Raw genomic sequence first — 2,263 nt, forward strand, 5'->3', positions numbered from 1 at the left:
AGGGCGTTCCGTGAGCGACGCGATCGACTATATCGGACTCACGCGGCATTCGCATGCCACGCGAACTCGTCGAACGGTGCTTCGAGTACGGGCTTCGTCACGCTGCCGACGTAGTTCGTGATCGTCGATGCGGCGACCACCGCGATCACTTCCAGCAACTGCTCGTCGCTGAAGCCGGCGTCGAGGAACGCTTGCCGGTCGGCATCGGCCAGGCGGCCGCGGGTGTCGATCAGCTTGCGTGCGGTGGCCGACAGCGCGGCCAGTTGCGCGTCGCCGGGCAGATCGCCGCGGCGGATCGCGTCGACGTCGGCGTGGGTCACACCCTGTTTCAGCGCAAGCGCGGTATGGAAGGCGACCGGCCATTCGCTCGCGTTCGTGACCGCGTTGGTGAGCAGGAGCGTCTGGATCTGCGGCTCGGTGAGGCTGCTGGCGTGCACGCGCTCGAACAGGCCGATGAAGCCGTTGATCAGCACCGGTGACGCGGCCATGGCCGCCGCGATGTTCGGCACGATGCCGAAGGTTTGCTGGAGCTGCTGGAGGACGGGCTTGGAGGCGGCCGGCGCCGAGTCGATGGTGTGAAGCGGATAGGCGGACATGATGTCTCCGGGGGATGAGCGCCGCCGGAATGGCGGCGCGACACCCGAAGCGTAGGAGCGGCCGTGTCGTGCGCCAATTACATGGGATGTAATCAGTCGATGCGCGCACGAGGCTGGCCGTCCCGCGAATCCGCTAACTGCCTTGCTTCACCATCTCCGCCAATGTCTTCATCGCCTGCAGGTACGGATACGGCCCGTGGCTGATGCGGGCCACGCCGTATTCCGCGAATTCGGCGAGCGTTGGCGTCTCCGAGACGCGCATCACGTTCACCGGCAGCGGCGACGCGGCCGTCAGCGCGCGAATGAGCGCCGGTGAGCGCAGCCCCGGCACGAACAAGCCGTCGGCACCGGCTGCGGCATAAGCACGCGCGCGAGCCAGCGTCGCGTCGAGCAGGCGCTCGTCGTGCGTGTCGGCCGGTGCCTTGAAGAACACGTCGGTACGAGCATTGATGAAATAGTCGGCACCCGTGCGATCCGCCGCCTGTCGTGCCGCTGCAAGGCGGGCTGCTGCGGCGTCGACGTCACGCAATTCGCCCGTCGCCGGGAAGCTGTCCTCGAGGTTGCAGCCGATCGCGCCGGCCTTGATGCTGAGCGCGATCGTTTCGGCCACATCCTCCGGCCGCTCGCCGTACCCGCTTTCGAGATCGACGGTGACGGGCAGGTCGGTCGCGCGCGTGATCCGCTCGAGCACGTCCATCATCAGCGCGCGCGGCATCTGCTCGCCGTCGACGAAACCGTTGGCCGCCGCGACCGACCAGCTGCCGGTTGCCAGCGCGACAGCGCCCGCGTCGGCCGCCGTGCGCGCGCTGCCGGCGTCCCACACGTTGAACAGCGCCAGCGGCTGGCCCGCGCGGTGAAGCGAACGGAAATGCGCGCCCTTCTCATTGCTGCTCATGCTTGTGTCTCCTTGTGGAAAACCGGATCGGTCGTCGTGCCGAACGATACTGCCACCGAATCGAGCGCCGCGAGGAAATCGCGCGCGTCGAACAGCTCGCCGAGACTGCGCACACCGCCCGACACCACGGTATTGCCGGCTATCAGCCGCACGGCTGCCTCGACGATGATCGGTGCGCTGACCGCGTAGATGTCGCGCCCGGACGCCGTCGCACGGTGCGTCGTACCGCCTTGCACGACGATCGCGTCCATCGCGAACTGCTGCGCCGAGCGGCCCATCTCGTCGGTCGCCTCGGGCGGCGGCGTGGCCGTATCGCGCACGTCGCGCAGCGCGACGGTGGCGAGCCACGATTCGATCGTATCGATGCGCAGGTGACGCGACAGTGTCATCACTTCCGAAAATGGCAGCAACGTCACGTCGACGCGGCCGATCGGCGGCGGGAACGGCCACGCGCGTTCGAGCGCGGTCGACGGCACCGGTGTCGGCTTGCCGTCCTTCTGGACGAGTCGCACCGCGCGATTGCGTTCGCCCGTCACGCGCGTGCCGCGCGTCGGGTGCCAGCGGTCGAGCCCGGTCGCGACATCGACGCGCTCGATCGGCTGGTGCTTGTCCACGACGGCCGTGACGAGCAGGTCGGCCAGGCCGCCGTAGAACGCCGCGGCCGGCACGATGGTCACGCCCGCCGCGCGCGCCCGGGCATCGGCGTGTTCTGCCAGCGCCAGCACCGACGGCTGCTCGGCCGTCAGGTCGAGATAGGGGATGCCGGCCCGCA

Annotated in this window: 3 protein-coding genes; all 3 read right to left on the minus strand. The window is 68.8% G+C overall.

All coding sequences use genetic code 11. From position 1 onward, the window contains the following. Nucleotides 1-38: 38 nt before the first annotated feature. On the minus strand, nt 39-596 hold the full coding sequence (locus G3N93_RS38590; RefSeq protein ID WP_206135390.1) for a carboxymuconolactone decarboxylase family protein: 558 nt from the start codon (nt 594-596) through the stop codon (nt 39-41). Nucleotides 597-729: 133 nt separating this feature from the next. Continuing rightward, entirely contained in the window at nt 730-1,491 is a 762-nt protein-coding gene (locus G3N93_RS38595; RefSeq protein WP_174938293.1) for an isocitrate lyase/phosphoenolpyruvate mutase family protein, read from the minus strand. Continuing rightward, nucleotides 1,488-2,263, minus strand: a 776-nt coding sequence (locus G3N93_RS38600) for a saccharopine dehydrogenase (protein WP_206135391.1), incomplete at its 5' end; no start/stop codon positions are given. The genes G3N93_RS38595 and G3N93_RS38600, both read right to left, overlap by 4 nt.

The organism is Burkholderia sp. Se-20378, from assembly GCF_017104665.1.
GTDB lineage: Bacteria > Pseudomonadota > Gammaproteobacteria > Burkholderiales > Burkholderiaceae > Burkholderia > Burkholderia lata.

What these genes read in the sequence shown, in the direction of transcription:
- G3N93_RS38590 (WP_206135390.1), bottom strand. Translation starts at nt 596, where the DNA reads ATGTCCGCCTATCCGCTTCACACCATCGACTCGGCGCCGGCCGCCTCC.
- G3N93_RS38595 (WP_174938293.1), bottom strand. Translation starts at nt 1,491, where the DNA reads ATGAGCAGCAATGAGAAGGGCGCGCATTTCCGTTCGCTTCACCGCGCG.